This window comes from Saccharopolyspora soli, assembly GCF_022678645.1.
In the GTDB taxonomy this organism is placed as follows: domain Bacteria; phylum Actinomycetota; class Actinomycetes; order Mycobacteriales; family Pseudonocardiaceae; genus Saccharopolyspora; species Saccharopolyspora soli.
Map to the genome: position 1 here is coordinate 44929 of NZ_JALBWV010000023.1, position 24482 is coordinate 69410.

Consider the following 24482-nt stretch of genomic DNA (forward strand, 5'->3'; position numbering starts at 1 on the left):
GTGGTGGTGTGGCTCTGGACCGGGTCACAGCCAGTTGCGGCGTTTGAAGACCGCGTACAGGCCGAGGCAGACCGCCAGCATCAGGACGAGGGCGAAGGGGTAGCCGATGCCCCAGTGCAGTTCGGGCATGAAATCGAAGTTCATCCCGTACACGGTGCCGATCAGGGTCGGGGCGAACAGGATCGCCGCCCACGCGGAGATCTTCTTGATCTCCTCGTTCTGCGCCAAGCTGGCCTCGGTCATCTTCTTCATTTCCTCGTTCTGCGCCTGGGTGACCAGCGTGGCGTTGACCGTGAGGATGTTGTCCAGCAATTGCCGGAACCCGTCCGCCCGCTCCGCGACAGTGGTGGCGTGGTCGGCCACGTCCCGCAGGTACCGCTGCAGCTCCTCGTCGATGCCGTACTTCTCGAAACCCGCCTCCAAGCTGCGCAGGATCCCCAGCAGCGGACGAGTCGCCCGCTGGAACTCGATGACCTCCCGCGACAACTCGTAGATCCGCCGCGACACGTGCGGATCAGCACCGAAGACCTCGGTCTCGATCTCGTCGATGTCGTTCTGCAGACCCGCGATCACCGGCGCGTAGCCGTCCACGACGTTGTCCAGCAGCGCATACAGCACCGCCTCCGGGCCGCGCCGAAGCAGTTCCGGGTCGGCTTCCATCCGCCGCCGCACCGCCGCCAGGTCCGGCGCCTGGCCGTGCCGGACGGTGAGCACGAAGTTCGGGCCGATGAACAGGTGCAGCTCGCTGAAGCTGACCTCCTCGGCCTCGTCCAGGTACCGGGCCGCGCGCAGCACCACGAACAGCGTCTCGCCGTAGCGCTCGATCTTGGGACGCTGGTGGGCGACGATCGCGTCCTCCACTGCGAGCTTGTGCAGGCCGAACTCCTCGGCGGCGGCCAGCAGCTCCTCCTCGGCTGGCCGGTAAAGCCCGATCCAAGCCATGGTGCCCTCCGCACCGGGCAGGTACCGGTAGGTCTCGGCGAGGCTGGACGGGGTCGCCACCCGGCGACCGTCGCGATAGATCCCGGTATCGACCAGCGGCCGGTCCGCCAACGGCACCTCGGAATCGGAGCGCGGCTCCATCGACTTCTCGGGCGAGGCAGCACGCTGATCATCAACCGACCGAGCACGCTTGGACGGACGCAGCACACGCGGACGCCACTCAGGCACAAGACACCTCCGAACGAGGACGACGGACACGAGCATCAGCCACCAGAACGGCCGGGACGAGCACGATCAGCAATAACTAGGAGGTTGGCTGCTCATCGCGGCCCCACCCCCTTTGCGCCCAGCCTCGTACGGAACCCATCCAGACTACCTCCGACCGCGGGCCCCGCCAGGATCACGGCAACCGCTGCCCCAAGAGCAACGAACACCCGGTGGCGCGAACGTCCCCAGCACCGCCCACCGAGCGGTACCGCAGGCGTCGGGATTCATGCGCGGACAGCCGTTCGCGACAACAGGAAACGTACGATCCGCAGGTGGATCGGGCGCACGGAAAACCACATGACTCGGCCCGCGGGGCGGCGGTATTCGAGGAGAGTGGCGAACGTGAGCACCGCGGCATCGGTACGCAGCACGAGATTTGCTCGGACACCAATCCATCCCGCAGTCCCGAGGCGGGCGCTGGAGGTCTCGCTGTCCTCGATCTCCCAGCCGAGCACGTACTCGGTCGATGGGAACGGGCCGAGTCGGACACTGATCGCCCGCCATGCGAGCCGCAAGCCCATCCGCGCGGGTACGGGCAGCGACTCGAAGATCTCCCGCAACCATTCCTCGGCACTTCGATGATCCGCGCTGGGGACCGCCATCTGAAAGGCGTCCGCATAATCGACGCTGTTCAGTGACGAATAGGAACGGATTTCGTCGCTGACGGGAACCAAACTGACGATGCCCACGGCGGTTGACGGTAGCGGATTCGCGCAGAGCCCGAGGAGCTGCCGCGCTTCTTTCGGCTCAGCAAGCCGCCATTCCGATGTGCCGCTTCCGTTCCGCATTCAGACGCAGCAGGTTTCGCGCTTCGGCGAGGTTCGCGATGAGCGTGCACGACGGGTGGCGGATCGCGTGGCTCCGCCGAATTGCGTGCTCGCGGTTCCCGTCCAGGCGGGTTGGCAGGTGCCCGCGGGCGGCGGTGGAGCATTCGATCGAATAGGTCTAGACGACGCACCCTCGTCGACCTACGGTGCACAAGGTCATCGCTGGTGGCACGCGTGTGGCCGGAAAACTGCATCAGGAGGACCAGGTGCCGATCTTCGCACGGCGGGGACTTCTGCTCGCCGGAACGCTGGTGATGGGGCTCGGCAGCATCGCCGCGCCGCCGAGCGAGACAGGCGCGATCGGGGGCACGACCCGCCGGCTTTCTGGCAGGTCCGCGACGTCGCCTGCGGCAATCCTCGCGGTGACATCCTGCGGGACTACGTGACCTCCGCGCGGGAAGCGGGGCTGAAGGTCGGCGTGTACCTCTCGCCCGCCGATGGTGCCGAGTTGCCAGCCGAGTTCTTCGCCCAGGAGGTCCAGCGGATCGAGGACAAGATCGCAGCGGGCGAGCCGCTCACGATCGAGGAGCAGGCGACCTACGAAGACCGGGCGCTCTCCCCGTCTGGTCAGGGCCGGTACGGCTCGGGCAGCGCGGTCACCGAACGCACCATCCCCACCCTGGTACCGAACGATGATCGGGTGGCCGCGCTCGCATCCGGGGAGTTCCCCCGGTTCACCGTCCGCGAGGACGACTACAACGCCTACTACCTCAACCAGCTCTACGAGCTGTTCACCGAGTACGGACCGATCGACGAGCTGACGACAGGAAGATTCCGATGATCTCGTCCGTCCAGACCCGGCTCCGCCGGTTGGCCACTGTCGTCGCGGCCGGAGCCGTTCTAACCGCCCTGGTGACCATCCCGCCCGCGACCGCAACCACGCCGCTGCCGCCGGTTGCCCCGACGCCGCAGTCCATCAATCGCGTCTCGTCGGACGTGCCCTTGCCCGACCAGGTGGTGGTCGTGACCGACGAGCACACCGATGCGGCGGCATCGGACCTGCTCACATCGCTGCTGCGGCAGCATGGTGCGGACGCGGTGACCACGGTCGCGCCGGGCGAGGAAGCGGGTCTCGGCCACCGGCTGATCGTCCGGCTCGGCGACCCCGAGCGCGCCGACGTCACCCGCGTCCTCGGTGAGCTGACCGTTCCCGACCAGGCCGAGGGGTACGTCCTGCGCACCGCGCTCTCCCCGCAGGCGGCCGAGCTGGCTATTGGCGGCCGTGACGCGGCTGGCCAGTACTACGGGGTGCAAACCCTGCGCCAGCTGTTCGTGCGGTCCGGTCAACGCTGGGCCATCGGCGGCGCGGGAGTGCGGGACTGGCCGAACATGGGTCTGCGCGGCTCGATCGAAGGCTTCTACGGTCCACCGTGGACAACCGCCGATCGGCTGCGGCAGCTCGCGTTCCTCGGCGAGGTGAAGGCCAACGCCTACATCTACAGCGCCAAGGACGACGTGTACCTGCGGGACCAGTGGCGTGATCCGTATCCGCCGGAGGAGCTGGCCACACTCGGCGACCTCGTCCGAACCGCGGGCGCCCACCACGTCGAGTTCACCTACGCGCTTTCGCCCGGTGTGTCGATCTGCTTCTCCTCCCCGGCAGATGTGGCCGCCGTGATCGCGAAGTTCCAGGCGGTTTACGACCTCGGCGTCCGGTCGTTCTCGCTGCCGTTCGACGACATCTCGTACACGAAGTGGAACTGCGACGGCGACCAGGCCGCCTTCGGTGATCCCGGCCAGGCCGCGGCCGGTCGCGCTCAGGTGTCGCTGCTCAACACGATCACCGAGAACTTCGTCAAGACCCACGAGGGCGCGCGGCCGCTGCAGACGGTGCCGACCGAGTACAGCGACCTGTCGGATTCGCCGTACAAGACCGAACTGCGCGAGCACTTGGACCCCTCGGTGGTCGTGCAGTGGACCGGCACGGACGTCGTGCCGCCCAGCATCACGACCGACGAGGCGAAGCAGGTCTCGGCCGTCTACGGCCGCAAGGTCTTCCTGTGGGACAACTACCCCGTGAACGACTACGAGCAGTCCGCCGGTCGGCTGCTTCTCGCGCCGTACGACAAGCGGGAAGCGGGGCTTTCCGAGCACCTGAGCGGAATCGTCGCCAACCCGATGAACCAGGAGACCGCCAGCGAGGTCGCCGAGTTCGGCGCGGCGGACTTCGCCTGGAACGACGCGGGGTACGCAGCGCAACGCTCCTGGCCGCTGGCGCTGGCTCGGCTGGCGGGCGGTGATCCTCAGGCCAGCGCGGCACTGGAGGTGTTCGCCGACCTCGAACACCTGGCCCCGACATTCGGTTCGACACCGTGGCAGCCGCAAGCTCCGGTGCTCGCGGCGAAGGCGGCGGAGTTCTGGCACGAATGGCAAGCGGGCGACCGCTTCCGCGCCGCACAAGAACTGCGCGCGTACGCCGTGCGCATCCGCGACGCGGCCGCCGTGATCCGCGACGGCCGGGTAACCGACTCGTTCGTCGCCGAAGCGGGACCCTGGCTGGACGCCACCACGCTGTGGGGCAGCGCCATGGTCGACCAGCTCGACGCCCTGGTGGCCGCGGCACACGGCGACAGCCTGGCGGCGCAGCGGTTGACCGCCTCGGCCGACGCCTTCACCAGCAAGGCGAAGGCGGTGCGGACCGGCAACACCAACCGCTGGGGAATCCGCCAACCTCTGATCGGCGACGGCGTCCTCGACACTTTCATCGCACAGGCGCGGGCGGCCACCGTCGGCTGAGCACCAGCTCGACGATCGGGTTCGCCCGCCAACCCGATCGTCGAGCGCAGCGTCGAGATTTCTTCAGCCGCACCTGGACGAGACCGACTACTGCTGCCGCTGCGCGATGCCCTTCATGCACCATTCGCCGTTGGTCACGCCGAGCACGACGTCGACCGGAATGGTCTGCGTTTGGCCCTGCGCGCTGAGTGTGAGGTCCACGGGTGTCAGCGCCTCGCTGTCCAGCGACTGGTGCGGTGGACCGGACTGCTTGGCGGACTGGATGAGCTGCAACGCCTCCGGCGGAAGCTGCGGGGAAAGCTTTCCATCGGGACTGCGACAGGAGGCCTGTTCCAGGCCACCGGCGTTCTTGCTGGCCAGGGCTGCGGTGACCTCCGACGCCTTGCCGTCCGGTTTGCCCGGTCCGACGAGGAAGTCCGGCTTGACGAACCCGACAAACGCAAGGCCGACGACGATGCCCGCGAGCGCACCGCTGCCGAGACCGACGAGCAAGCCCTTCTTGCCCCCGCGCCGCTGGGCAGCTGAGGTGTCCGCGGCCTCGGTGTCGACGACTTCGGTGTCCGTGGGCTCCGCAGGCTGCTCCTCTGCAGACGGTGCATGTTTTATGGCCTCGCCCTGGCTTTTGGCCAGGGCCGTGTCCGTGTCCTGCTGCTCAGGGCTGTCCCCAACCGCTGACTCTCCGCCTGTCGACTCTTCAGCCCGGCCCGGTTCGGTCATCGCAGATACCTCCCCACTGCGCCCCTACGAGCGCTAACGCCGCAAACGTGATGCCACCTCATGATGGCCCACGGTGTCAGCTAGCTAATGCCTGGGCGGTAACGCCGCCCCAGGGACGTGCCAGCGAGAGTGGTACGCCTCACATGACGGCGCCGACTGCAACTCGCCAACTCCTCTCAGGAGAATGGCGATTTCGCGCGAAATCGGCACCGGTCCGCAACCCGATCCACGCAGGGCAGCTCTTGAACGTTTCAACCGGTTGCGTTGCTCGGCCTGATCGATAGCAGTCCGAGCAACGCGGGCCTTTTCGTCGTCGCCGCGCTCGCCCGATGGATGCAGCACGGCCTGCCGGAGCCCGAGATCTGGCGCAACCGCAACGCCAAACGGGCGAAGTCCCGTCTCCTCCCCCGACAGGTTGCGGGAGCACGGTGCTGGCCCGCCGCAAGTTCGGCCGCCGCAGGCGTTGACGACGCGCTCGGCGACCGACTAGATTTCATGAAACGTTTCATAAATTCACATCGCCGAAACGCATGCGGCCGGGTCCGGTGGGTTCGGACGCGTTCGACGTCCCCGCTTCCACGTGCGCAGTTCTGCCAATCACGGAGGTGCGAAGTCATGCTCAACCGCAGGCGATTCATCTACGGCGGAGCACTCGCAGGTGTGGCGCTCGCGAACAGCTCCTTGCTCGCGTCGGCCACGGCGGTTCCCGGCCCGGACGTCCTCGGCGATTCACCCGACTTGCGATGGCCTGCTTTCGACCAGGAGACGCGACCGTGGACCCGTTGGTGGTGGCACGGCAGCGCGGTGACCGAGCAAGGGTTGCGGGCCGAGCTCGACGAACTCGCCAGGAGCGGTTTCGGTGGCGTCGAAGTGCAACCCATCTATGAAGCCCAAGGCTACGAAGACCGCATTCGCCCATACCTGAGCCAGGAATGGCTCGATGCGCTGGACACCACGATCCGGCACGCCGACCTCCGGGGCCTGGGAGTCGATCTGACAACGGGGTCGGGCTGGACGTTCGGGGGTCCGTGGATCAGCCCGAACCAGAGCGCCGGACGCGTCCTGGTCGAACGCTGGGAGCTTCGAACCGGCGAACGGCTCGACGCCGAGGTCAAGACCGTCCACCCGCCGCACCCGGGCCTCGTGGACGAGGAACGCCTGTCCCGCCCGGACCTTCGGCCGCCGATGGAACCGATCCCCGAACCGCCGCTGGCCGCGCTCGTGGCCCGCGAGGTCGGCACGGGGAACACCGTTGACCTGACGGCTCGGGTGGGCGCGGACCGGAAGCTGGACTGGACGGCGCCGCCGGGGACCTGGCAGCTGACCGGCCTGTTCAGCGGCTGGGTCCTGAAGCGGGTGGAGCGGGCGGGGCCGGGCGGCAAGGGGCTGATGGCGGACTACTTCGACGCCGACGCGATCCACCGCCACCTGGCCCACTTCGGCGATGCGCTCGGGCGATCACGGCGCGGCATCCGGGCCCTGTTCCACGACTCCTTCGAGCTGGAGCGGATGAACTGGACCCACCGGATCGTCGATGAGTTCCCGCGCCTGCGGGGTTATCCGTTGACGCCGCACCTGGCCGAGGTGTTCGACGCGCAGAACAGCTCCGACACTCGCGCTCGCGTCTTGTCGGACATCCGGGAGAGCTTCTCGGACCTGTTCCTCGAAAAATTCGCGCGGCAGTGGGCCGATTGGAGCGCCGACCGGGGATGGCTCACCCGCAACCAGGCGCACGGCTCGCCCGCCAATCTTCTCGACGTGTACGCGGCGGCCGACATCCCCGAGACCGAGTTCACCGGCGGCAAGATCATCCCCATCCCAGGGCTGCGGGCCGGCGCGGAGCCCCGCCACCCACCGAAGTCCCTGGTGTGGCGCATGGCGGCGTCGGCGGCGCACTTGTACGACCGGAAGCTGGTCGGAGCCGAGACCATGACGTGGCGTGATGAGCACTACCACGTGTCGTTGTCCCAGGCGAAGCCCGAAGTCGACGTGCTGTTCGCGGCGGGGATCAACCACGTGGTGTTCCACGGCACGACATATTCCCCCGAGGACGCCCCGTGGCCGGGACTGTCGTTCTACGCCAGCACCCAGTTCCGCCCGGCCAACACCTGGTGGCGTCACATGCCGGAGCTGACCGCCTACATCACCCGGTGCCAGTCAATCCTGCAGAACGGCAAGCACGGCAACGACGTGCTCGTGTACTGGCCGCAGCACGACCTGTGGGCTAGTCCTGACGGCGGTGGTGGCGCCGAGGAAGAAGTGGAACTGACACCGGATTACACCTGGGACGGAAACTCGTGGATGTACCCGCATCCCACCGGGGCCGACGCTGTCGCGAGCGCGCTGGAAACCAGCGGCTGGCAGTTCGACTGGGTGTCCGACCGGCAGCTCAGCGAGTTCTCCGCGAGAAGTGCCGAGGTTTCGAACGAGCACTGCTCGTACTCGGCCGTCGTGGTCCCCGGTGCGAAGCTGATTCCGCTGGAAACCCTTGAGCACCTTCACGAACTGGCGTCCGCGGGTGCGACGATCATCTTCGCCAGCGGTTTGCCCACCGACGTCCCTGGTTTGGCAGACCTGGACAGCCGTCGGGCGCGCTTGCGCGAACTTCTGTCGAAGTTCACCGCGCAGCCGCGCGGCAACGGTGGCGTCCACCAGGTCGGTGCGGGCAGTGTCGTGATCGCCACCCGTGATGGTGAACTCGATCAGGGCTTGGCCGGGGCCGGTGCGGTCCGCGAGCCATTGGCCGACTCGGGGCTCAACGTGCTGCGCCGAAGCCATGACGGCGGGGACTACCTCTTCTTGGCGAACCTGACCAGCGCCGCCGTGGATGGGTGGTGGGCCATCGGGAACGAAGCCGCCTCGGTCATCGCCCTCGATCCGTTGCGGGACGAGCGTGGCGCGGCGGAATCCCAGCCGCGAAACGGGGAAACCCACGTCCGAGTCTTGCTCGCTCCTGGAGAAAGCCTCTTCCTGAAGACGTTCCGGCGACAGCGACTGGACGTTCCCGACTATCGGATGCTGGTTCCGACCGGACAGCAGCACGACGTGGCGGGGTCCTGGTCGGTGGAATTCCTCGAAGGTGGGCCGAGCATCCCGCAGCCGCGCACCCTCGAATCGCTCGTCTCCTGGACCGAGCTCGACGCCGAGGAATCGGAGTTCTCCGGCACCGCCCGCTACACCGTGCGGTTCCAGGCGCCGCCGGGAGCCGAAGGGCGAAGCTGGGTGCTCGACCTCGGCGACGTGCGGGAAACCGCGCGTGTCCGGCTGAACGGACGTGATCTCGGGACCGCCTGGGCGATCCCGTTCCGGCTCCCGGTGAATGGCGCTGTCGAGCCCGGCGAGAACGTGCTGCAGATCGAGGTTACGAACCTGGCGGCGAATCGGGTGCTCGCACTCGCGCGGCGCGGCGAGCTCCCGAACCCCGCCTACATGCAGTGGCGGACGAAGCAGCCGCCGCAGGAATGGGCCCCGCAACCGTCCGGACTGCTCGGCCCTGTCCGCCTTGTCGAAGTGCAGGGCTGACCAAGCGGTTGGCGTGTTCTCCGCGAGACGGGTCGTCAGCGGTCGACAGCGTTGGAGACGTCGGCCCAGCGGTCGAGCTCCGCGAGGCGTGCGTGCAAGGCCGTGCGCATGTCGGCGGCGCTGGAGGTTCCCAGGGCCAAGCGCAGTGGCGGAGTTTCGGCGTCCACGGCGGCCAAGATGCCTTCGGCCACGCGCACCGGCGTTGAGAAGGCCGTCGGCGGCAGTTCGCTGATGGCTTTCTGGGTGGTGCGCACGGTCTCGTCGTAGCTGGGGATCGCGTCGGCCAGGTCCAAGTTGGACAGAAACGCGGTCGAGGTCGGACCGGGCTGGATCAGGGTGACCTTGATACCCAGCGGGGCGAGTTCGGCGACCAGCGCGTCGGTGAGTCCTTCGACCGCGTACTTGCTGGCGGCGAGCAATCCCACGCCGGGATGGGCGGTCTGTCCGTACAACGAGGAACCCTGCAGAACGTGTCCCGAGCTCTGTTGGCGCAGCACGGGCAGGGTGGCTCGCAGGACGTTCAGGACGCCGAAGACGTTGGTGTCGAAGAGTGCACGGGCCTGGACGTCGCTGGCCTCTTCGACGGCGCCGAACAGGCCGTAGCCCGCGTTGTTGGCAACCACATCGATGCGGCCGAAGGCAGCGGCAGCCCGGTCGACGGCCGCACGCACGGAGGCTTCGTCGCGCACATCGGTGTCGATGGCGATCAGCTTGCCAGGGTGTCGTTCGGCGAGGTCGCGGATTTGATCGGCCTTGCGGGCTGCTGCGGCGACGTTGTCGCCTCGCCCCAGAGCCAGTGCGGTGAGTTCGCGACCGATACCGGAGGTGGCGCCGGTAATGAACCACGTGCGGACGGCGGCGGTGTTTGCTGAGTTCGTCATGGTTGCCACCGTAGTCTTATAGACGACAACATCACAAACTATTTGCTTGCATATGTTGCTTGTCACCTTGTTTTGATGATATCGAAGCAGTAGGCTTCGGTCATGCCGGACATCGCAGGGAACCCGACTGGACGCGCGCCAGTGGACCTGCTGTTGAGGTTCGTGAACACACGGGCGGACGCCGGTGGGCGGACGGAGCAGTTCGGCGACGCTGCGGGATTCAACGCCTGGCTGGCGCAGTCGGGCCTGGAGGCGGGAGAGCCGATCGCCTCGGCGGCCGATGCCGCCAGCGCCCGCGAACTCCGCGACGCGCTGGTCACGGTGATGCTGGCGCATTCCGGAGACGAATCCCTGCCCGCAGCCGCGGTCGACGCCGCAGAGCAGCACCTGCGCCGCATCGCGGCGCGATATCCGCTGGTGCCGGTCATCACCGTCGACGGAGCCGAGCTGATCTCGGAACAGACCGGAGTGCCTGGGGTGTTCGGCACGGTTCTCGCGGCCGTGACCGAATTCGCCCAGCGCGGCGACTGGGGACGGGTCAAGGCGTGCCGCAACCCACCGTGCCACTTCGGTTTCTTCGACCGCACCCGCAACGCCTCGGGCGCCTTCTGCAGCTCCGGATGCCGTTCCCAAGCGTCGATGCGCGCCTACCGCCAACGACGCAAGCAGTCCTGACCAACGCGCCCGAAAATAGTGCAGGCCCGCCGGAGATCGGCGGGCCTGCACTATTCGGGGCGGGTACTGGCCGGTCAGGCGGCGTAGCCCTTGGGTTGGATCAACGAAGCGATCTGGTCGAGGCTCAGCCAGTAGTCCTCGATCCCGCTGAACTGGGCCGAGTCGGAGATGTGCACCGTCTTGTCCGCCGCGTTGTATCCGACGATCGCCACGTAGTGGTAGATCGTCTGGCTCGACGGGTAGCCGGGTGGCTGGTTGCCGGGTGCCGCGACGATGTTGGCCACCATCGCCTTGCCGTCGTCGATGTTGCGGACGGTGTCCGACCACAACTGGTCGGTCATCTCCGCAGTCAGCGGACGGCCGCCCCAGTCCCTGGCGACGTACTGGGTGCCGGTTCCCGCCAGCTCCTTGTTGAGCCCGTCAACGACCTGGCTGATGCTGTCCGTGCCGTTCTCGGTGGTGCCGAGTTCGCTCGCGAGCGCACTCTGGTCCGGCAGCTTGTCGGCCTTGCTGGACAGCGCGATGCGGGCCGCCGCGGGGCCGCACCAGTAGCCGGTCTGCTGCGCCTGGTAGTCGACGGTGACCGATTTGGCGACTGGCTGCGGAGCGCTCTGCGCCTCCGGCGCTGGAGCCGGAGGTGCCGCCGGAGCTGGAGGTGCCGCTGGAGCCGGAGGTGCTGCCGGGGCTGGCACCGCGTTGTCGACGGCCCGGACCTGAGCGGGTGCCGGGACGGACGCCGGGGTCGGACCCGCGGCGGCCATTAGCGGCTGACCGATCGCCACGATCGCGCCACCGGCGACAACCACCGAGAGGACCATGCGAGTCCGGGTGCTGCCGCCCGAAGTCGGGTGGAACCTGCGAACGAATGCGCGGACCGCGGCCTTCGGGGTATGGCCGCCCGCGTTGCGATGTTTGTACACGTGCGCCTTTCCATGTCGGGGAAGATCCGGTCACCGCCGCCGGGGGGTCGCGGTGGCCTTTCGAGGCAAGGCGTCGTGACCGGATCGTGATGCACTGCTGCCGGACAACGTAACTAAGAGTCACGGATGCTTCAAACTCTTCACCCGATCAGAGCAATGCATGCATCCGTCCAGCTCCGTTCCGTAGCCGCCAATGCTGATCTACGGAAACCCACCCAACACAGCCGAGCAGCTCTGGAGAGCAAGCCCACCAAACCCGCCAACACGCCCTCGCCGTGAGCGACGTTTGCACTGGTAGCGGGCATGCATACGGGCTGGGGACAGCAACGGCGCCCCGCGCGGAACGGGCACCCGGCAACGATCGACGGCACCCGCGCTCGGCCCATCCGGACCGAGATCGACTTCCCGTGAATCCACTCGCACAGATCAGCTACAACGCGACCGTGAGCCTGAGCACAGAGATCTCAAATGATCGTCCAAACCGACGAGCGACGAACCGGTGGTGCGGTTGTCGCTCATGGTCGTTCGTTGCCGGAGAGGCTGGAGTGAACCCTGTGCACAACCACCATGTTGGGTGCCTACGGCAGCAAAAGTCCTTGCTCAATCCAGAAGATCGTGAACGGCTTCCGATGTGGTGGAGTGCGCCGACTCAGCCAGCCAGGCGTTCGATCAGCCGACAGATCTCCTCCGGGGACAGTCCGACCGGGTACACAGCTGGCACGTCCACGCCGATGCCGCGGTATTCGGCGATCGCGTCCAGCATCGACTCCCGATCGCTGGGCAGGCAGGTGCCCGCGGTGACTTCGTCGATCGTGATCAGGTCCTGCCGGTCGAAATGGCGGGCGTAGTTGTCGAACCGGAGGTACTGCTCGGCCTCCGCCCGCAGCTCATCGGGTGCGCCGGTGCGCAGGTAGAGGACTGTGGTCGCGGGCTTGGCGTGCGGGCGCGACGCGTGGAACGTCTCGATGGCGGACTTGGCCGTCGCGCTGGTCATCCAGTTGAGCATGACGCCGTCGGAACAGGTCGCGGCGAGCTCCAGCATCTTCGGGCCGAGTGCGCTGAGCCAAACCGGGAAGTCGGCACCGTAGGTGAGCTGGTCGCGGGTCGCCGTCAGCTTGTCCAGGAATTCAGCGGCATGCGTCAGTGGCGACGACGGGTACGGCTCGCCGCGGCGCCGCATCGCCACGGGATGGGACACCCCGCAACCCAGCACGAAGCGGCCGGAGGAAGCTTCGTGCAGCGAGGCGGCCGCAATGGCCATGCTGTAGTAAGGCCGAACCACGGTGGCCGCCACACCGGGTCCCGCGCGCAGCGACTTGGTGGCTCGAAGCGCCGCCGCCGCGAGCACGAACGGATCACGCCCGGTGATCCGCCACGGCGCGGCATGACCGCTTTCCGGAAAGAAGATGTCGGTGAAACCGGCCTGCTCGGCGAGACCTGCGATGCGCTCGACATCCAACGCCGGAAGGTCGCGCAGGACAAGGCCAAGCGCGGTGTTTGCGGTCGTCACCGTTATGCCCTCCATACCTGGGGAACGCAATCTTGTCGCGCTAGAGCTCGGGCAGGACCTGCTCGGCAAAACGCGACATGGAATCCATGGCCTGCCCGAGCGGCATCCCAGGCCAGTTCATCCGGAAGTGGGCGTACCCGATACCCAGATCCAGGTACCTGCGCACTTCGCTCGCGCAGTGCTCGGCATCTCCGACGATGAACCGATCCCGGCTCAGTTCCCGCACCGGCGCGGTGAAGTCGTCCCGGCCCGGCAACGCCTTGTGCTGGCCCCATCGCGCATAACTGTCGTACTTCGCCGCCAGGTAGGGACCGGCCTCCTGGAAGGCGGTCTCCTGACTGCTGCCGCAGTACATTTCCCGCTCGATCGGCAACGCGATGTCCGGATCGTGTCCAGCCGCCGCGGCTGCGGCCCGGTACAACCGGACCTGACGGGCCACGGTGGTCAGGTCGGCGTGCGCGTTGATGTTCCACGGGAGTCCCCAGCGGGCCGCGCGGGTGATCGCCGCGTCGGCGTTGGCGGCGATCCAGATCGGCGGGTGCGGCCGTTGTGCCGGTCGGAGCGTCACTTTGGCATTGCGCAACTGCCACCACGGCTCGTCGCTGCTGACCTCCTCCCCCGACCACAGCGCCCGCAGGGTGCGGATCACCGCTGCCATCCGCTCGACCCGCTCGGCGCGGCGCACCCCGAACGCCAGGTACTCCTCATCCCGGTAGCCGAGCGCGAAGGACAACGTGAGCCTGCCGCCCGAGAGCACATCCAGCGAGCCCAGCGTTTCGGCCAGGTCCACCGGATTGTGCAGCGGCGCAAGCAAAGTCGGCGCCAGACGCATCCGGCCGCTTTCCGGGATCAGCCTGGCCAGCACCGGCACGGCCTGCAACTGTTGCAGCGGCGTGGTCAGGAAGTGCTGACCGGTGGTCAGGTAGTCGAAGCCGTGGTCGCGCGCGTGGTGCACCCAGCGCAGCGTCTCGGCCGACCGCGCCGCCATGTCCTCTCCGACCGGTTGCTGGGTGAGCCCCAACAGCGATACCCCGAACGCCGTCGTCGTTGCCGCCACACCAGGACACTGACACGACATCGTTCATCCTGGCAAACTTGTTGGCACTATTTGAAATTCCGCCATCGAATCCGCGGACGCCGAGCTGCTGCCACCTGCTGGGCGGAGCAGCGCCGATGCGGTGGCACGAAAGCGGTTCCGCCGCCGCGTCGATGACGGGGAGGTGCCCGCCTCGGTATTGACGTCCGTCGCCATCCATCACTAGGGTAATTTCAGATTATTCAATTATATTTCACTATTTGAAGAATCGAAGGCCGGTTGCGGGTCTCGCCACGGAGCACGTCCTCGCGCACTTTCCCGGCCTTCCACAGGGAAATCAGCGGAGTCGCCGTCGGGGAACCCGGTCGACGCCGTGCCGGACGCACACCGGAGTTCGCCGTCCGACACGGGCCGATCCGAGACGAGGTGGAGGAAACTGATGATCATCGACCTGCACCGGCACCTGTGGTCCATCTTCGAGCGGTACTCGGCGGTCCGCGAAATCGCCGCTCGCGCCGGCACCGGCGGCATGAACCAGCACTCGGCCGCAACAGCGCAGGACGTGACCCAGCGCGCGGCGGAAATCCGCGCGGAGATGGACAAAGCCGGTGTGGACCGATCTTGCCTGCTGCTCGGCGACTACGGGCTGCGCCTCGGCGAAGGAGACCAATCCATCCAGGCCGAAAACCAACTGGCAATCGACCTGGCGGCCGACGACCCGGACCACTTCATCGCGTTCTTCGGCGTGGACCCGCGCCGACCGGAAGCGGCGGAGCTGTTCCGCGACGCGCTGGACGCCGGTGCCAAGGGGCTCAAACTGCACCCCTGCGCGGGTTTCTACCCAAACGACCCCGTGTGCCGACCCCTGTACGAGCTGGCGGGCGAACGCGGCGTGCCGGTCGCCGTGCACACCGGGCCGATGGCCTCGCCGCTGATCAGCGCCCCGGCCAGCCCGATCTACCTGGACGAACCTGCCGCCGACTTCCCGGACACCACGTTCGTGGCGCTGCACGCCGGGCAGCGGTGCTGGTTCTCGCTGGCGCTGGACATCGCGCGCTGGAAACCGAACCTCTACTTGGAACTGTCGCTGTGGCAGGGACTTCTGCTGGAGGACGAAGCCCGATTCGTGCACCACCTGAGCGAGATCAAACACGGAATCGGGCTGGACAGGGTGGTGTTCGGCAGCGACTGTCCCGGAGTGTCCGCCGTGATGCCGCTGGACCGGTGGGTGCGGACCTGGCAGGACCTGCCGGAGATCGCCGCACGGCACGGCTTGCAGGTCACCGACGACGAGGTGGCCCTGATGCTCGGCGGCACCGCGGCCCGCCTGATGGCCTGGAATGAGTAGCCCTGTGTCAACCCCAGTCCTCCCCAACCGCAGCTCAGGGGACCGTGACGCAAACCAGCCACAAGAAACCACGAAACGCGAGACTCGGCTGGACGCAACCACCACTGCAAATCGCGGAGAGGCGGAACTGGAGGCGGCACAGTATGACGGAACCGAATCCGCGACGGTTGGACGGGAAGGTCGCCATCGTGACCGGCGGGGGCTCCCGAGCCGCTGGCATCGGCACCGGCCGTGCGGCGGCGGTGCTGTTCGCCCGGCACGGCGCGAGCGTGTTGGTGGTGGACCGGGAGATCTCCGCCGCCAGGGACACTGTGCGGATGATCGAGGAAGAAGGCGGCCGGGCCGTGCCGCACCAGGCCGACCTGACCTCGGAGGACGACTGCGCGGCGATGGCCGAGGCCGCAGTGCGGCGGTGGGGCCGGATCGACGTCCTGGACAACAACGTCGGCACCGAGGGCGCGGGCACGATTCTCGATGTTTCGCCGCAGCAGTGGGACCAGGTGCTCGACGTCAACGTCAAGACGATCATGCTCGCCAGCCGGGCCGTGGTGCCGGTGATGGCCGACACCGGCGGCGGTGCGATCGTGAACCTGTCCTCGATCTCGGCGTTCCGGCCGCGGGGCCTGACGCCGTACACCGCTGCCAAGGGAGCGGTGATCGCGTTGACCCGAGCGATGGCGATCGACCACGCCGGGCAGGGGATCCGGGTGAACTGCATCGCGCCGGGTCCGATCTACACGCCGATGGTCTACGCCGACGGGATGGATCCCGAACTGCGGGACCGCCGCCGGGCTGCCTCGCCGCTGGGCGTCGAGGGCACCGGGTGGGACGTCGGGTACGCCGCGTTGTACCTCGTGTCGGACGAGGCTCGCTACATCACCGGATGCACGCTGCCGGTCGATGGCGGGGTCTCCATCCGCAGCCCGGACCGCTGATCGCGTCCGCCCGGGAATGTCATCAGCGAGGATCGTGGGGACGGGATGAGTGAGGACAGTACGAAAGGGACGCGGATCCGGTCGGTGTCGCGAGCCGCACGTCTGCTGATGCTGATCGCGTCGCTGCCCGAGCACGAGCGCTCGGTGAACCGGTTGGCCAAGGAACTGGGCACCTCGCTGCCGACGGTGTACCACCTGCTCAACACGCTGGTCGATGCCAAGCTGCTGGTCAGGGACGAACGGAAGCAGTACCGCTTCGGACTGGCCATGGAGGTGCTCTCCATCGCCTACGCGCAGCAGACGGTGCCGTCACCCGAACTGCTCGCCCCGCTGCGCTGGATCACCGAAACCACCGGGGAGAGCGCCTATCTGACGGCGTGGCGCGGTGGCAATCCGGTCGTGCTGGCGCACCTCAGCGGGACGCACGCGGTGCAGGTGACGAACCTTCGGCCGGGTTATCGAGGCGCGGCCAACGCGCGGGCGTCCGGCAAGGTCCTGCTGGCGTTCGCCGAGCCGGGAGACCGGGAGCGGTACCTGGCGATGCACCCGTTGGAGCGGGTGACCGAGCGGACGATCGTCGACCCGGAGGTCTTCGCCAACGAGCTCAAACAGGTGGCGGAGCGGGGCTACGCGACCGATGTCGAGGAGTTCTCGATCGGGGTGGCATGCCTGGCGATACCGATCTGGAGCAATGGGGTGCTGGTGGGCTCGTACACCATCGCCGGGCCCGTGGAGCGGTATCGCAGGCAACAGGAGCATTATCTCGCCTGCCTGCGGCAAGCCGTCGAGATGCTGGACCAGAGCCAGATCGAGGACTCGCCTCAATCCGCCGCTTCGAGCAACGTCGCCGCGTCGCGGAGGCAGGCCAAGTAGTGCTCCTCGTTCTCCCGGTAGCGGTGGACCGGGGCGGAAATGGTGTAGGCACCGACCAGAGTTCCGGAACTCCACACCGGAACCGAGATGCAGGCGACTCCGACCGCGAATTCCCCTCACGGGCTCATGACCCGCCCGCAGAGCCATGCTGCCGGAGACGACCCAGCCCGTTGTCGGCGCTCAGGCCACGCTCCCAACCCATCGCAGATGGCTGCGGACGATGTCGCTGAACTCGCCTGGTTTCTCCAGGAACGCCATGTGCGGCGCGTCCATCGTGACCAACCGGGCATGCGGCAGTCCCTCGGCCAGTTCGGTCATCACCGACAGCGGCGTGGACACGTCCACCAGCCCCGCGACACACGTGGTCGGCGCCTGGATCTCCGGCAGGCGGTCGCGGACGTCATGGCCAGCGATGGCCCGCCAGGTGTCCGCCAGCGCCCCCGCATCCGCGGCGATCAGACGATCGCGCGCATAGGCCACCTGCGGATCAAGCGGCTTGCGCGCCAGTGCGTCGGCGGTGAACCACCTGGTCAGCGTCTCGTCGAGCATGCCTGCCGACCCTCGTTCCGCTGTCGCATCGGCACGGCTGCGCATCACCTCGGGATCACCGGCGGCAGTGGTGCAGGACAGCACGAGCGACCGCACCCGGCTCGGATGCTGGAGCGCCAGGTGCAGTGCCACCATGCCCCCGAGGGATGCGCCGACGACGTCGAGCGGACCGGTCGTCCACCCCACGATCTCGTCCGCCATGTCCTCCAGGCGCAGACCTGTCCGGGCGCGAGCGCGCGCACCGTGGCCGGGGAACGTCACAGCGCGCAACTCCGGGATGTCGAGCCATTCGGTGCTGTGCGCGTCGAGGCCCACCGGATGCAGGAAGAGCAGCGTCATGGCGTGATCTCGCGGTACACGTTCCGCACGAAGTGCGTGAAGTGCGAGGTCACCCGACGGGTCCACTCGGTCGGCGGCACCAGGCGCTGGTACTCCTCGCTGTCCAGGACCTCCGGGTTCTCCAGTTCGTAGAGCGCCAGGTACTTGGGTTCTCCCTCCACCGCGACGAACCTGCGCGCCGAGAGAAAACCGGGGCAGCCCCTGCGTTCAGCGAGGTGTTCCTCGTCGTACCAGCGGTTGAGGTCCTCCTCGTGCTCCGGATCCACGTCGATCATCACCAGCAGCAAACCGGTTCCACGGTCACTCATCTCGAACCTCCCTGTGTTGTCGCGGCGATCGTGTACGTGTCCGCGACCAGCTCCATCACCTCGGCCATGTCCGTCATGGACGCCATCGGCGGTTCGCCTGCCGCCAGCCTGCGCAGCACATCCCGCACGAAAACCGGGTAGTGGGCGACGTTGGTGGTGTGGGCACGCAGTCGCTCGTGGCGGCCATCGGGCGCGAAGACCTCCATCTCCTCCGGGCCGGTCGCGATGACGTAGTGGTCGCGGGCCCTGATGCTGAACCGCATGTCGAATTCGGAGTGCCTGCCGGGCCGGAGGTAGCCCGTCTCGACAAGCGCGGTTCGCTTCCCGTTGCGCAGCACGACCAGCGAGTAGTCCTCGATGGGCAGCCCGTAGGCGCGGTTGGACATCACCGCCGTCGCGACCCGCGTCGAGTGCTCCCCGAAGATCACGCGGGTGAGATCGATGAGGTGCACGCTCAGGTTGACCGTGCAGCCACCACCGGAGCGCGCGGGATCCAACATCCAGTCGCATCCGGAGTCCGAATACCGCGTCGGCGGCCCGGCAATCCACCGCAGCGACAGGTAGTCGACGGCGGACGGATCGAAACGGGCACGCATCTCCTGCAGGAGTTCACTGTGCCGCCAGACGAACGGTACGGCGGCGAAGGCGTTTTCGCGCTCGCACCGATTCGCCAGGGCGCGCACCTCCGCCGCGTTGAGACCGCAGGGTTTCTCCATCGCGAAGGGAATTCGGTGGTCGAGCAGGTGGCTGGCTTCCCCGAACATCTCCGCGTGCGTGCCGAGGGCGAGCACGAACTCCGGGCGAGTGTCCGCAGACAGTTGTGCGTACGACGGCGACCAGGCACAACCGAGTTGTTGACCGACGCGACGTGCCACCTCGGCCGACGGGTCGCTGACGCCGATGATGTCCACCTGGTCCATCGCCAGCAACGTCGGCAGGTACAGGTCCAAGTGCCAGTGGGACACCCCGAAGATCGCGACCCGGACCACCGTCACACCGCCCGATCCGGATGCAGCCCGAGGTTCATCACGGGGCTCCGAGCGGCAGCGCCGGAGTCGTCGCGACGTTGGGCGGGTGGACCGTGCGCAGTGCCCCGCTCTGCCACTGCACCAGGATGGGTTCGATGAACCTGTTGGCACCGGTGGCGTCGTAGCCGACCTTGCCCGGCGGCACGGCCGCAGCGGGGCCGGAAGCGAACTCGGTGCCAGCGAGTCCGTCCCGGATCTTGACCGGATCGCAGGTCGCACCGCTGTCCATGACCTGGGCCAGTTCGTGCACGGCGGCCCAGGACTCGCCAGCCTCCTGGGGCATGAAAGTCCCGAACCGCTGCTGGTAGGCGGCCGCGGCCTCGGCCACACCAGGCAGCTTCAGGTCGCTGTTCCAGGCGCCGGTGCCCATGATGCCCTCGGCCTCGGGGCCGAGCGCCTGGGCGAATTGCGGAGTCAATGCTCCCCCGCCGCCGGATGTCGCGATCGGTGTCCGAATGCCCCGGGACCGCAACCCCTTGATGATCAGCGAAAGGTCCGAGACGTTCCCGCCCAGCGCGACCACGTCGGGCCGGGCGTCGGCGAGCCGACTCACCACGGAGGTCGCGTCGCTGAGCCCGTTGCGGAAGATCACCGTGTCCGCGACGGTCAATCCGAGCGCACGGGAACCGTCGACGACTCCCTGCGTCTGAGCTTTCGTGGATGCGTCGTCACTTCCGGCGACCGCCACCGTCCTGAGTTGCTTGCCCTGCTGCTCGAAGATCTCCTGAACGCCCTCCATCGTCTTGCTGCCCAAGGTGGACGCCTTCGGCGGAATCTGGAACAGGAAGCGGTAGCCCTTCTGCGTCAGATCATCCACATAGGACTGTGTCAGCAGCGGGACCTGCCTGGTTTCGGCGGCCACCACCGTCGTCAACGTCATGCTGCTCAGGTAGGAACCGACGAGCGCGGCAACGTTCTCCCGTTGCAGCAGGTTCTCCGTGACGGCCTTGGCCTGCCCTGGGCTGTCGGAACTGGTGTCGACGCTGACGATCTTGAGCTTGGCGCCGCGCAGTGCCTTGACGCCGCCAGCAGCGTTGATCTCGTCCGCGGCGAGTTCCATGCCGTGCAAGGAGCCTTGGCCGTTCTCGGCCCAGACACCCGTGAGCGGGTAAGGGGCGCCGATGGAGATTTCACCGCCGCAGTCGGCCGTCGCGGATTGCTGACTTTGCATCGCGACACCGCAGCCGCAGGTGGACAGCAACAACGCGGACGAGAAGACCACCGCCGCCGTCCGGCCCATCACGCCGCTTCACCCGCCGTGGCCGAAGCCAGCAACTTCCGCAGGAACGCCACCGATGCGGTCAGCCGCTCGCGCTGATCGGCGACGCCAGGATGGTTGTCCAGCCCTTCGATGGAAAGCAGGTACGGCCCGTCCTGCTGGGTGGCGACCAGCGCACCGACCAGGGCTTCGAGGTCGGCGACCCCTTCACCGGGATAGCAGTACTGGACGTCGAAACCTCGCCGGTGGAAGCGATCTTCGACGTAGTGCGAGACCAGCCGGTAGTCCTTGGCGTGGCCAGCGGGTGCCCACGGAGCCAGTTTGCGCACGACCGGAAGGGGATCCCGCAGCATGCTGACCGGATTGATCACGTCCAGGAACACGGCGACGCGGTCGGAACCGACTCCTTCGATGATCTCCACGTATTCTTCCGGCGTGAAGTCGGAGTGGTTCTCCAGCAGAACCCGCACGCGGCCCGGAGCCTGGCTGGCCGACGCCGCCAGCACGTCGGTCACATAGCGTTGTTCGGCGCGAATCCGCTCCGGGAATCCGAGCAGTTCGTTGCGGTAGAAGCCGGAGGAGACGCGGACGAACGGACTACCGAGGCGCTCGGCCAGCTCCGCCCAGCGCAGCACCCGACGCACGCCGGACTCGACGCTGTCACCCTCGGCGGCCCGCCCGACCACGTCGCCTGACAAGGTCAGGCCCAGCGACAGTTCCGCGGCCAGCGCGCGCAGGCTGTCCAGTTGATCCGGTGAGCGGTCGCGGAGGTGATGCGCGTTGAGCTGGACGAAGCTGCCACCGCAGTCCACGACCTCGCGGAACACCTCTTCGAGCGCGATGTCGCCGTCTTCCAGTCGGCAGTGGTAAGAGAGCGTGTCTACGCCTAGGACAACTTCCATGACTGTCCCTCCACGTCGTTGTGGTGGTCGAAACGCGATGTGTCAGGAATGGACCAGTTTCCGCAGGGATTCCGCGATGCGCGGCGCGTCCGGCATGAGCCCGGCCACGAGACTTGGCGCGGCGGGCACGCGGCTGTCGGGCAGCCCGATCCGCAGCGCGGGCGACCGCAACGCTACGCCCGCCTCCGCCATGCGAACAACCACCTCGGCGCCGAAGCCGCCGGTGACGTTCGCCTCGTGCACCACGGCGAGCCGACCGGTGGCGCTCACCCTGGCGGCCACCTCGTCGGTGGGGAACGGATTGAGCCAAGGCGTCTCCACCACCTCGACCGAGATCCCCTCCCCCGCAAGGAGTTCAGCTGCCTCCAGCACCTTCGCAGTGATGGCTCCCCACGTCACCGCAGTGACATCCGTGCCAGCGCGGCGCACGCGGATCTCGCCCATCCGCTGCACCGGGCCCGCCAGCACGACTTCCTGCTTCCCGGCGTTGTAGAGCGTCCGATTCTCGATGACGACAACGGGATCGTCGCTGTGCACAGCGGTGACCAGCAGATCGTAAGCATCCTGCGCTGTCCACGGTAGACAGACGCGCACACCGGGGACGTGCAGGAACAGCGCCTCCAGGCTTTGGCTGTGTTGTGCGCACGCTCCCGGTGCCGAGCCCTGCTGGGTGCGGATGACCACCGGTGCGTGGAGCAAACCCTGGCTGACGTAGCGCACGTTCGCAAGCTGGTTGATGATCTGGTCGAAGGCCACCATCGCGAAGTCGATCCACATGATCTCGACGATCGGACGGCGGCCGAGCATGGCCGCGCCCACCGCGGAGCCGAGAATGGCTGACTCGCTGATCGGCGTGTCGAAGACGCGGTCCCCGAAGTCGCGGTGCAGTCCCCTGGTCACCCCGAAGACCCCGCCCGGTTTCGCCACGTCCTCGCCGTAGAACAGGGTCTCCGGCAACTCGGTCAGGCAGCGGCGCAAGGCAGCGCGGACGGCTTCACCGTAGGTCAACTTCTCGCTGGCCAGCGTTGTGTCAGGCATAGAGGTGGTCCTTCGCGGTCGCGGGATCGGCATGTTCGGACCGAAGCGCTTCGGCGGCGGCGGATTCCATTTCCTCGCGGGCCACCAGCTCCGCCTGCTCGATATCGGCATCGGCGGCGCCGTTGCGACGTGCCTGCTCGGTCAGCTTGGTCACCGGTTCGTGCCGCCGCGCCTCCTCCAGTTCGCCGGGACGCCGGTACTGCTCGGCATCGCCGATGTAGTGCCCGACCAAGCGCGCGGTCATCGCCTCCAACAGCGTCGGGCCACCGCCGGTCCGGGCGCGCTCGAAAGCGCTGGCGAGGTGGGTCCGGACCACATCCGGGTCGTTGCCGTCGATTCGTTCGCCGGGCAGGCCGTACGCCGCCGCCCGGCGGTACAGCCTGTCGTCGCCGACCATGTCCGAGATCGGGGTCAGCTCGGACCACGAGTTGTTCTCGCACAGGAAGACCACCGGCAGCAGCATCGCCGCCGCGAAGTTCATCGCCTCGTGGACCGCGCCCTGGTTCATCGCACCATCGCCGAACACCGTGAGCACGACCCGGTTGCTGTGGTCGTAGCGGCCAGCAAGCGCCGCGCCAACCGCGATCGGAGCTCCCGCCCCGACGATGCTGTTCTCCCCGAAGAAGCGGTATCGCGGAGCAGTCAGGTACGCGGAACCGCCCCGACCACCATTGATCCCGCAGGTTCTGCCCAGCACCTCCCCGAACAGGTTCTCCGGCGGCACTCCGCACGCCAGCGCCCACGAATGGCCCCGGTACGTGGCGAACACCGCGTCGTCCGAGCCGATCAGCCCCGCGGCACCCACCGCGATGGCCTCCTGCCCGATCCCCAGGTGCACCGAGCCGACCACTTCTTCGGCCAGCCGGAGCTCGCGGACCTTCTCCTCGAAGGCGCGCATCCGCCACACCTGGTGCAAGTCTGTCAGTTCCCGCATGGCCATGAAGGTGCTCCCTTTCCCCGTGCCCGCCGGTCGTTTCAGCCCGTCACCAGGCTCTGGCCGCCGTCGACGGTCAAAGTCGCGCCGGTGATGAAGGAAGCCTCCTCCGATGCGAGGAAGAGCGCGGCGCGTGCGACGTCCCAGCCCGTGCCCATCTTGTTTCCCAAGGGGACGTGGGAATTCCGTTCCGCGATGACCTCTTCCCGGGTCGCGCCACCGCGTCCGACGCGGTTCTCGATCGCCATCGGAGTGTCGATCAGTCCGGGCAGGATGACGTTGGCCCGAATGCCGTACCGCGCGTTGGTGATCGCGATGTGCTGCGTCATCGTGATGACACCGGCTTTGGACGTGCGGTAGGCGACGAACGGGTAGTTGATCACAGCCGCGAGCGACGAGATGTTGACGATGGCACCGGATCCCTGCCGTCGCATGACCGCCAGCGCGTGCTTGCAGCTGATGACCATGCTCTGGAGGTTGACCGCCGTGACGCGGTCGAAAGCGGCTGCATCGATCTCGGAAATCGGGGCGTCCCCGCCCGCGATGCTGATGCCGGCGTTGTTGTGCAAGATGTCCAGGCGGTTCCAGCGGTCGACACAAGCCGCGATCATCGCCGTGATGTCCGTCTCGCTGGTCACATCTGCCTGCACGGCGAACGCTTCGCCGCCCTCGGCGCCGATTTGGTCCACTGTGGCCTGAGCGGCATCCAGGTCGCGATCGACGGCGACGACGCGGGCGCCTTCCCTCGCGAACAAGATGGCGGTAGCCCGCCCATTGCCGATCGTCCGTCCCGGTGTTTGTCCGGCGCCCACCACCATGGCCACCTTGCCCGACAGTCGAAGATCACTCATCGCGATCCCTTCGCGCACCGTCAACGCCCGATGTCACCGACACCGAGATCGACCGCGAGTTTTTAGAGTGCGCGGATTGGCTTGCGTGGCGGTGCCGGTAGCGGAACCTCAGAGGTCTTCTCGAC

At 67.5% G+C, this 24482-nt stretch carries 24 protein-coding genes; 8 read left to right on the forward strand and 16 right to left on the reverse strand.

The annotated features are described in order from the left end of the window. Positions 1-24: 24 nt before the first annotated feature. The gene (gene corA, locus MOQ72_RS18935) at positions 25-1083 is read right to left on the reverse strand and encodes a magnesium/cobalt transporter CorA (protein WP_242185125.1); all 1059 of its coding nucleotides are present in this window, start codon (positions 1081-1083) and stop codon (positions 25-27) included. Positions 1084-1433: 350 nt separating this feature from the next. Further along, a complete protein-coding gene (locus MOQ72_RS18940; RefSeq protein WP_242185126.1) occupies positions 1434-1898 on the reverse strand; it encodes a DUF2867 domain-containing protein in 465 nt (154 codons plus the stop codon). A 284-nt stretch (positions 1899-2182) separates the two neighbouring features. Here MOQ72_RS18940 and MOQ72_RS18945 point away from each other — a divergent pair, with 284 nt between their 5' ends. The 3 genes from MOQ72_RS18945 to MOQ72_RS18955 are packed head-to-tail and all read left to right on the forward strand — an operon-like array spanning position 2183 to position 4772. Beyond that, positions 2183-2422, forward strand: a complete 240-nt coding sequence (locus tag MOQ72_RS18945; protein ID WP_242185127.1) for a hypothetical protein — start codon at positions 2183-2185, stop codon at positions 2420-2422. Continuing rightward, positions 2419-2817 (forward strand): hypothetical protein, encoded by a 399-nt coding sequence (locus MOQ72_RS18950; RefSeq protein ID WP_242185128.1) that lies wholly within the window; start codon positions 2419-2421, stop codon positions 2815-2817. Before MOQ72_RS18945 ends, MOQ72_RS18950 begins: the two co-directional genes overlap by 4 nt. After that, positions 2814-4772 carry a glycoside hydrolase family 84 protein gene (locus tag MOQ72_RS18955; RefSeq protein WP_242185130.1) on the forward strand — a complete coding sequence of 653 codons (1959 nt, stop codon included), beginning with the start codon at positions 2814-2816 and terminating at the stop codon, positions 4770-4772. Before MOQ72_RS18950 ends, MOQ72_RS18955 begins: the two co-directional genes overlap by 4 nt. Before the next feature lie 87 nt (positions 4773-4859). Here the strand turns inward: MOQ72_RS18955 and MOQ72_RS18960 are convergent, their stop codons facing one another. Next, positions 4860-5489 (reverse strand): hypothetical protein, encoded by a 630-nt coding sequence (locus tag MOQ72_RS18960; RefSeq protein WP_242185132.1) that lies wholly within the window; start codon positions 5487-5489, stop codon positions 4860-4862. Positions 5490-6104: 615 nt separating this feature from the next. On the opposite strand from MOQ72_RS18960, the gene MOQ72_RS18965 reads away from it, so the two are divergent. Then, positions 6105-9011: a glycosyl hydrolase gene (locus MOQ72_RS18965; RefSeq protein WP_242185133.1), complete on the forward strand. Its 2907-nt coding sequence runs from the start codon at positions 6105-6107 to the stop codon at positions 9009-9011. A 35-nt stretch (positions 9012-9046) separates the two neighbouring features. Here MOQ72_RS18965 and MOQ72_RS18970 read toward each other — a convergent pair whose 3' ends face one another. After that, a complete protein-coding gene (locus tag MOQ72_RS18970) occupies positions 9047-9892 on the reverse strand; it encodes an SDR family NAD(P)-dependent oxidoreductase (protein WP_242185142.1) in 846 nt (281 codons plus the stop codon). Positions 9893-9994: 102 nt separating this feature from the next. Between MOQ72_RS18970 and MOQ72_RS18975 the strand changes: the two genes are divergently transcribed. Continuing rightward, positions 9995-10567, forward strand: a complete 573-nt coding sequence (locus MOQ72_RS18975; protein ID WP_242185144.1) for a CGNR zinc finger domain-containing protein — start codon at positions 9995-9997, stop codon at positions 10565-10567. A gap of 74 nt (positions 10568-10641) precedes the next feature. Here MOQ72_RS18975 and MOQ72_RS18980 read toward each other — a convergent pair whose 3' ends face one another. From MOQ72_RS18980 to MOQ72_RS18990, 3 genes are all read right to left on the reverse strand, one after another. Further along, complete coding sequence (locus tag MOQ72_RS18980) at positions 10642-11385, reverse strand: C39 family peptidase (RefSeq protein ID WP_242185146.1); 744 nt, start codon at positions 11383-11385, stop codon at positions 10642-10644. Positions 11386-12136: 751 nt separating this feature from the next. Beyond that, positions 12137-12997, reverse strand: a complete 861-nt coding sequence (locus MOQ72_RS18985; RefSeq protein ID WP_242185147.1) for an LLM class flavin-dependent oxidoreductase — start codon at positions 12995-12997, stop codon at positions 12137-12139. A 40-nt stretch (positions 12998-13037) separates the two neighbouring features. Further along, positions 13038-14054 (reverse strand): LLM class flavin-dependent oxidoreductase, encoded by a 1017-nt coding sequence (locus MOQ72_RS18990; RefSeq protein WP_242185148.1) that lies wholly within the window; start codon positions 14052-14054, stop codon positions 13038-13040. Positions 14055-14472: 418 nt separating this feature from the next. Here MOQ72_RS18990 and MOQ72_RS18995 point away from each other — a divergent pair, with 418 nt between their 5' ends. The 3 genes from MOQ72_RS18995 to MOQ72_RS19005 all read left to right on the forward strand — a co-directional run bounded on the left by MOQ72_RS18995 (position 14473) and on the right by MOQ72_RS19005 (position 17189). Then, positions 14473-15381, forward strand: coding sequence for an amidohydrolase family protein (locus MOQ72_RS18995; protein ID WP_242185149.1), 909 nt, complete (start codon positions 14473-14475; stop codon positions 15379-15381). Between the two features lie 143 nt (positions 15382-15524). Beyond that, positions 15525-16316: an SDR family NAD(P)-dependent oxidoreductase gene (locus tag MOQ72_RS19000; RefSeq protein ID WP_242185150.1), complete on the forward strand. Its 792-nt coding sequence runs from the start codon at positions 15525-15527 to the stop codon at positions 16314-16316. Between the two features lie 45 nt (positions 16317-16361). After that, complete coding sequence (locus MOQ72_RS19005; protein ID WP_242185164.1) at positions 16362-17189, forward strand: IclR family transcriptional regulator; 828 nt, start codon at positions 16362-16364, stop codon at positions 17187-17189. On the opposite strand, the gene MOQ72_RS45630 is transcribed toward MOQ72_RS19005, so the two are convergent. The 9 genes from MOQ72_RS45630 to MOQ72_RS19045 form a co-directional block, all read right to left on the reverse strand. Further along, positions 17138-17266, reverse strand: coding sequence for a hypothetical protein (locus tag MOQ72_RS45630; protein WP_372495461.1), 129 nt, complete (start codon positions 17264-17266; stop codon positions 17138-17140). The genes MOQ72_RS19005 and MOQ72_RS45630 overlap by 52 nt on opposite strands. 103 nt (positions 17267-17369) lie before the next feature. After that, positions 17370-18077 carry an alpha/beta fold hydrolase gene (locus MOQ72_RS19010; RefSeq protein ID WP_242185165.1) on the reverse strand — a complete coding sequence of 236 codons (708 nt, stop codon included), beginning with the start codon at positions 18075-18077 and terminating at the stop codon, positions 17370-17372. Further along, the gene (locus MOQ72_RS19015; RefSeq protein ID WP_242185166.1) at positions 18074-18385 is read right to left on the reverse strand and encodes a DUF4286 family protein; all 312 of its coding nucleotides are present in this window, start codon (positions 18383-18385) and stop codon (positions 18074-18076) included. The genes MOQ72_RS19010 and MOQ72_RS19015 overlap by 4 nt, the downstream gene beginning before the upstream one ends. After that, entirely contained in the window at positions 18382-19380 is a 999-nt protein-coding gene (locus tag MOQ72_RS19020; RefSeq protein WP_242185167.1) for a Gfo/Idh/MocA family protein, read from the reverse strand. The genes MOQ72_RS19015 and MOQ72_RS19020 overlap by 4 nt, the downstream gene beginning before the upstream one ends. 31 nt (positions 19381-19411) lie before the next feature. After that, positions 19412-20653, reverse strand: a complete 1242-nt coding sequence (locus MOQ72_RS19025) for an ABC transporter substrate-binding protein (protein WP_242185236.1) — start codon at positions 20651-20653, stop codon at positions 19412-19414. Beyond that, positions 20653-21534 (reverse strand): sugar phosphate isomerase/epimerase family protein, encoded by an 882-nt coding sequence (locus MOQ72_RS19030; RefSeq protein WP_242185169.1) that lies wholly within the window; start codon positions 21532-21534, stop codon positions 20653-20655. The genes MOQ72_RS19025 and MOQ72_RS19030 overlap by 1 nt, the downstream gene beginning before the upstream one ends. Positions 21535-21576: 42 nt before the next feature. After that, positions 21577-22572 carry an alpha-ketoacid dehydrogenase subunit beta gene (locus MOQ72_RS19035; RefSeq protein ID WP_242185171.1) on the reverse strand — a complete coding sequence of 332 codons (996 nt, stop codon included), beginning with the start codon at positions 22570-22572 and terminating at the stop codon, positions 21577-21579. After that, positions 22565-23506 (reverse strand): thiamine pyrophosphate-dependent dehydrogenase E1 component subunit alpha, encoded by a 942-nt coding sequence (locus tag MOQ72_RS19040; RefSeq protein ID WP_242185172.1) that lies wholly within the window; start codon positions 23504-23506, stop codon positions 22565-22567. Before MOQ72_RS19040 ends, MOQ72_RS19035 begins: the two co-directional genes overlap by 8 nt. Positions 23507-23547: 41 nt before the next feature. Further along, positions 23548-24357, reverse strand: coding sequence for an SDR family NAD(P)-dependent oxidoreductase (locus MOQ72_RS19045; RefSeq protein ID WP_242185173.1), 810 nt, complete (start codon positions 24355-24357; stop codon positions 23548-23550). Positions 24358-24482: the final 125 nt, after the last annotated feature.